The 6,201-nt window shown below is 68.2% G+C and carries 6 protein-coding genes; 1 reads left to right on the forward strand and 5 read right to left on the reverse strand.

The genetic code is table 11. From position 1 onward, the window contains the following. From V7Z54_RS09250 to mnmG, 5 genes are all read right to left on the reverse strand, one after another. Positions 1-620, reverse strand: a 620-nt coding sequence (locus V7Z54_RS09250) for a class I SAM-dependent methyltransferase (protein ID WP_334136051.1), incomplete at its 3' end; no start/stop codon positions are given. Continuing rightward, positions 617-1,597, reverse strand: a complete 981-nt coding sequence (locus V7Z54_RS09255) for a ParB/RepB/Spo0J family partition protein (protein WP_334136060.1) — start codon at positions 1,595-1,597, stop codon at positions 617-619. The genes V7Z54_RS09250 and V7Z54_RS09255, both read right to left, overlap by 4 nt. 242 nt (positions 1,598-1,839) lie before the next feature. Further along, positions 1,840-2,610 carry a ParA family protein gene (locus V7Z54_RS09260; RefSeq protein WP_334136053.1) on the reverse strand — a complete coding sequence of 257 codons (771 nt, stop codon included), beginning with the start codon at positions 2,608-2,610 and terminating at the stop codon, positions 1,840-1,842. A gap of 147 nt (positions 2,611-2,757) precedes the next feature. After that, complete coding sequence (gene rsmG / locus V7Z54_RS09265; protein ID WP_334136055.1) at positions 2,758-3,453, reverse strand: 16S rRNA (guanine(527)-N(7))-methyltransferase RsmG; 696 nt, start codon at positions 3,451-3,453, stop codon at positions 2,758-2,760. Further along, positions 3,450-5,444: a tRNA uridine-5-carboxymethylaminomethyl(34) synthesis enzyme MnmG gene (mnmG, locus tag V7Z54_RS09270; protein ID WP_334136057.1), complete on the reverse strand. Its 1,995-nt coding sequence runs from the start codon at positions 5,442-5,444 to the stop codon at positions 3,450-3,452. The genes rsmG and mnmG overlap by 4 nt, the downstream gene beginning before the upstream one ends. Before the next feature lie 260 nt (positions 5,445-5,704). On the opposite strand from mnmG, the gene V7Z54_RS09275 reads away from it, so the two are divergent. Beyond that, on the forward strand, positions 5,705-5,899 hold the full coding sequence (locus V7Z54_RS09275) for a YgaP family membrane protein (RefSeq protein ID WP_334136059.1): 195 nt from the start codon (positions 5,705-5,707) through the stop codon (positions 5,897-5,899). Positions 5,900-6,201 lie beyond the last annotated feature (302 nt).

The raw sequence follows: 6,201 nt of genomic DNA on the forward strand, positions 1-6,201 counted from the left end.
GGCATGGTTTCCGGGCGCTGGAACAGGTACACGGCGTCGAACGCACTCCAGTCGGCGCGCCAAAAATCGCCCACGCGCACCCGGGCATGCGGTGCGCGCAGGCGCGCCAGCGCGGCCAAGATCCAGGAGCGTTCGATGCCGGTGAGTTCGGCGTCTGGGAAGGCGCGCTCCAGCGCCCGCAGACCATCACCGGCCCCGCAGCCTGCGTCGAGCACGCGCGCGCGCGGCGGCAGCCACAGCCGCTCCCGCAGACCGTCGAAAGCGCCGGGTGGCGTGGGGTACAAGGGCGCATCACGCCACGCGCGCCACGGATACAGCAGCAACGCCGCGGCCAGCAACAGCGCCCACGCCCACGCCGGTGGCAGCGGCACGATGCCGGCCGCCAGCACCCACGACAACGGAAATCCTAGCGCCATGACCATGCGGCGCACGGGCGTCGAACCCCGCCGCACCGCCCACAGCAGCGCCAGCAGCGCGGTGATGCCGAACGCTTCGGCCACCGGCCGCTGAAGGCCCACCCGCAACCCCACGTAGCCGCCCCACGCCATCAGCCACAACAGCAGCGCAGGCAGCGGCCAGCGGTCGGGTTCCGGGTACGGCGCCGGGCGCAGTGACTTCATGCCTGCAGCGTGCGCAAGCGCTCGATCAGCCCGTTGAGTTCGTCGAGCGAGCCGAAGGCGATGGCCAGCTCGCCCTGCTCGAGCACGCGCCCGTGCCGCTTGATGCGTTTTTTGATGCGCACCTCCACCTCGGCGGCCAGCAGCTCGGACAGCTCTTCTTCCACGCGCCGCACATCGCGCGGTTTTTCGGTTTTGGGGCGCGGTGGCGTCAGCGTAAACTCCTTCGCCAACCGCTTGGCCAGCGCTTCGGCTTCGCGCACCGACAACCCCTTGGCCGCGATTTGGTGCGCGGCAGTGATTTGCACCGCGCGGTCCAGGCTGAGCAGTGTGCGCGCATGGCCCATATCCAGATCGCCGGCCAACAGCATGGTCTGCACCGGTTCGGCCAACTGCAGCAAGCGCAACAGGTTGGTCACGGCGCTGCGCGATCGACCCACCGCCTGCGCTGCCTGCTCGTGGGTCAGGCCGAATTCGGTGATCAACCGTTGCAGCCCCTGGGCCTCCTCCAGGGGGTTGAGGTCCTCGCGCTGGATATTTTCGATCAGGGCCATCGCGGCGGCGGCCTCATCGGGCACTTCGCGCACCAGCACCGGGATCTCGTCTAGCCCGGCCAGCCGTGCCGCGCGGAAACGCCGCTCGCCAGCAATGATCTCGTACACCGGGCGCGCAGCACGCGGTGTGTGCGGGGCAAACGGGGCTCCGGCAGCGCTGGCGTGCCACGCCGCCAGCCGCTGCTCGCCCACGTCGTCGGCCAGGCGGCGCACCAAGACCGGCTGCATCACGCCTTGGGCGCGGATGCTTTCGGCCAGCTCGTACAGCGCACCCTCGTCCATGCGGGTGCGTGGCTGGTAGGCGCCAGGCACGATGTCGCTCAGCGGCAGTTGGCGCGGGGCCTCGGCGCCGGGGTCGGCGTCCACCGCCGGGCCCAGCAAGGCTTCCAGGCCGCGGCCCAGTCCTTTGGGTTTCTTGTTGACCATCATCCGTTACCGTCAAAAAAGTTCACGATGGGGCTGCCGTGCCCCGCCGCTCGCCCCTAGGGAACATTACCACCCTCAGCTGGGGCTTTCAGGCAGGGGCGATCGGCGCGCGAAGACGCCCACAGCGGGAGGGGCCGCATACGGGCTGGCCTGCCGCCGCAAACACCCCAACGGCGCGCAGCAGGCCGGTCCCAGCCCGACTTGCCGGGATGGTTGAGCCACGCCAGCGCTGCCCCCTTCACTCACAGGCGCTCGACGCGCGCCACCATCTCGCGCGCGAAATCGACAAAGGCTTTGGCGCCACGCGCCGCCGGGTCAAACACCACACCCGGCAGCCCGTAACTCGGAGCCTCCGCCAGACGCACATTGCGCGGAATGACGGTGTCGAACACCTTGTCGCCAAAGTGCCCCTTGAGCTGTTCGCTGACCTGCTGCTGCAGCGTGATGCGCGCATCGAACATCACGCGCAGCAAACCAATGAGCTTCAGGTCGCGGTTCAGGTTAGCGTGCACCTGTTTGATGCTGTTGACCAGATCCGACAGTCCTTCGAGGGCAAAGTACTCGCACTGCATCGGCACGATGACGCCGTGCGCGGCACACAGGCCGTTGAGGGTGAGCAAGCTCAGCGACGGCGGACAGTCGATCAGCACGAAGTCGTAGTCGCCCTGCACGGCAGCCAGCGCCTCGCGCAGCCGGTGCTCGCGCCGCGGCAAGGTCACCAGCTCCACCTCGGCCCCGGCCAGCTCGCGGTTGGCGCCCAGCACGTCGTAGCCGGCGGCATCGCTGTGGCGCGCCGCCTCCCGCACTGCAGCGCTGCCCAACAACACCTCGTATACCGTCGGGCTGAGCGTGCGCTTGTCCACCCCCGAGCCCATGGTGGCGTTGCCCTGCGGGTCCAGATCGACCATCAGTACGCGCTGTCCTATCTGGGCCAGTCCCGCGGCCAGGTTGACCGTGGTGGTCGTCTTGCCGACCCCACCCTTCTGGTTGGCGATGCAGAACACGCGCGCCATCGTCAGCCACCCCTGCCCCGCGGCGCACTCCCGGGCGCGGCGGACAGCGCCGCCATCGCAGCAGCGGACACCGACAGAACGCACGAAATCGCTGCATCAGTCATTGGTCGAGTCACCTTCGCGCTGAGGGTTGTGGACGCGTCGAGTTTACGGGGATTCGGCGCGGGCAGGCCGCATCCACACCAGGCAACGCTTGGCATCCAGCCCCGGCACCACCAGATGTTCCACGTGAAACACCTCGACCGTGGCCGGCAGCGCGGCGATTTCGTCGTGCGGCATGCGCCCCTTCATTGCCAGCCAGACGCCCTGCGGCGCCAGCGCGGCGCGCGTGCAGGCCGCGAAGTCGGCCAGCGCGGCAAAGGCGCGGGCGCAGATTACGTCATACGGCCCGGGCAGCGACTCGACGCGCGCATGCACGCCACGCAAATTGGGCAGGCGCAACGTCGCCGCCACCTGCCCGATGAAGGCCGCCTTCTTGGCCACGGCATCGACACACGTCACCGCAAGATCGGGACAAGCCATGGCCAGCACGACCCCGGGCAGACCGCCGCCAGACCCAACGTCGAGCACACGCACGCCCGGCACCGAATCCTGCGCCGACGCCACGGGCTGCGCCGGCAGGCCAAGCTGGCGGCGCAGCGGCACCACCACCGCCAGGCTGTCGAGCAGATGGTGTGTCAGCATGTCCAACGGCTCGCGCACGGCCGTCAGGTTGTAGACCCGGTTCCAGCGGCCCAGAGCGTCCAGATAGGCCAGCAGCTGGCGCTCGGCGCCATCGGGCAGGCTCAGACCCAGCTCGGCGAGCCCGTGCCGCAGCGCCGCTTCGAGCGCAGCCGCCGTCATGCGACGCGTGCCTCGTCGGCAGCGCCCTGCGCTGCTTCGCTGTCCGGGCCGCCGAAGCCCCTGAAGCGCCCGCGCTTCAGATGAATCAGCAGCAGCGAGATCGCCGCTGGGGTGACGCCGGATATGCGTGCTGCCTGCCCCAGCGTTTCCGGGCGGTGCTGCTGCAGCTTCTGGCGCACCTCGATGCTCAACGCTGCCACCTGCATGTAGTCCAAATCGGGCGGCAGCTTCAGATGCTCGTAGGCCGCCGCGCGCTCGACCTCGTCGCGTTGGCGCTCGATGTAGCCGGCGTACTTGGCGCCGATCTCCACCTGCTCCACCACGGGCGCATACAGGTCACCCAACGTTTCACGTGAAACCTCAGCGCCAGCCCAACGCCCGCCTTCCAGCGACATCAGCGCCGCATAACTGACGCCAGGTCGGCGCAACAGGTCAAACAAGTTGTACTCATGCTCGATGGCCTTTCCCAGAACGCGCTGGGCCTCGGCAGCCGAGACAACGCGCGGATTGACCCAGGTAGACTTCAGCCGCTCGGTTTCACGTAAAACCGCGTCACGCTTGCGGCAGAAAGCATCCCAGCGCGCGTCGTCCACCAGTCCCAGGCGGCGCCCGGTCTCGGTCAGTCGCAGGTCGGCGTTGTCCTCGCGCAGCTGCAGGCGGTATTCGGCGCGGCTGGTAAACATCCGATAGGGCTCGGTCACGCCCTTAGTGATCAGGTCGTCCACCAGCACGCCCAGGTACGCCTCGTCGCGCCGCGGCACCCACGGTTCGCGCCCCAGCACCTGCAGCGCCGCGTTGATGCCCGCATACAGCCCCTGCGCCGCCGCCTCCTCATACCCCGTGGTGCCGTTGATCTGACCGGCAAAAAACAACCCCCGAATGGCTTTGGTTTCGAAGGTCGAGCGCAGCGCGCGCGGGTCGAAGTAGTCGTACTCGATGGCGTAGCCCGGGCGCAGGATGTGGACGTTTTCCAGCCCGGCTATCGACCGAACCATCGCATACTGAATGTCGAATGGCAAACTGGTCGAAATGCCGTTGGGGTACACCTCGTGCGTGTCCAGCCCCTCCGGCTCCAGAAAGATCTGGTGACTATCCTTGTCGGCAAAGCGGTTGATCTTGTCCTCGACGCTGGGGCAGTAGCGTGGACCCACGCCCTCGATCTTGCCGGTGAACATCGGACTGCGGTCGAAGCCGCTGCGGATGATGTCGTGGGTGCGCGCGTTAGTGTGCGTCACCCAGCACGGCACTTGGGCGGGGTGCATCTCGGGTCGCCCCAGAAAACTGAACACCGGCACCGCTTGGCCCTCGGTGTCGGACCCCGGCATGCCGTCGCCCGGCTGCACTGTGCAGCGCGACCAGTCGATGGTGCGACCATCCAGCCGCGGCGGCGTGCCGGTCTTCAGCCGCCCCTGCGGCAGCTTGAGCTCCTTGAGCCGCGCCGACAGCCGGATCGCCGGCGGATCGCCCGCGCGGCCGGCGCTGTAGTGCTCCAGCCCGACGTGGATCCGCCCGTCCAAGAAGGTGCCCGCCGTCAGCACCACCGCGCGCGCGCGAAAGCGGATGCCGATCTGCGTCACCGCGCCCACCACCCGGTCGCCCTCCAGCATCAGGTCGTCGACCGCCTGCTGGAACAGCCACAGGTTAGGCTGATTTTCCAGCCGGCGCCGGATGGCGGCCTTGTAGAGCTTGCGGTCGGCCTGGGCGCGCGTGGCGCGCACCGCCGGGCCCTTGCTGGCGTTGAGGATGCGAAACTGAATGCCCGCCTCATCGGTGGCCAGCGCCATGGCCCCGCCCAGCGCATCGACCTCCTTGACCAAGTGCCCCTTGCCGATGCCGCCGATGCTGGGGTTGCAGCTCATCTGGCCCAGCGTCTCGATGTTGTGGGTCAGCAACAGCGTGCGACAGCCCATGCGGGCCGCCGCCAGGGCAGCCTCGGTGCCGGCGTGGCCGCCACCGACGACGATGACATCGAATTCCTGTGGGTACAGCATGAACCGCGCGCTCCAGCGACAGCAGGCCGCCACCCTCGCCGGGCGCGGCCCTGGTTACGTTCCCATGCGAATTGTCCCACGTTCACTGCGATCATGCTGGATCGGCCCGCATCCCCCGGACACAGGGCGCCTCGTCGCCGCTGCCGCATCGCCAGCGGCCCCTGTCTACCCATGGCGCAACGGCCATCGACAACACCGGTCTTTCGTCGTACATTCAGAGTATTGACGTTCCCCCTCAAACATCGCAAGGAGGTTTTTCCATGACTCGTAACGTCGGCACCATCGACCGCGCCATTCGCATCGTCATTGGCATTGCGCTGATCGCTGCCGCAGCCACCGGTACCATCGGCATGTGGGGCTACGTTGGCATTGTGCCGTTGGCCACGGGCCTGATCGGCTGGTGCCCGCCCTACGCCATCTTCGGCATCAACACCTGCAAGACACCCAGCGAGTGAAGGCCAGCCCCGGTTGCCCTGCGGCGGGCACGCGGGTGCGGCGATTCGCCACAGCGGCAGTGGCGGCCATGCTGGCGCTGGCGGGTGCAGCAGGGCTGTGGAGCTGTGGCCCGGCGACGTTGGCACAGGCAGCCACGGCCTCGCCGGCCGATCAGCTGCCATTTGGCGAGGTGTATCGGCATCAGGGCCTGCCCATGCTGTGGATCGACCCCGACAGCGGGGCGATCATCGACGCTAACGACGCAGCGGCGCTTTTCTATGGCTACTCGGTGGTGGAACTGCGCCAGCGCACCATCCAGTCG

The organism is Tepidimonas sp. (genome assembly GCF_036824975.1).
GTDB lineage: Bacteria > Pseudomonadota > Gammaproteobacteria > Burkholderiales > Burkholderiaceae_C > Tepidimonas.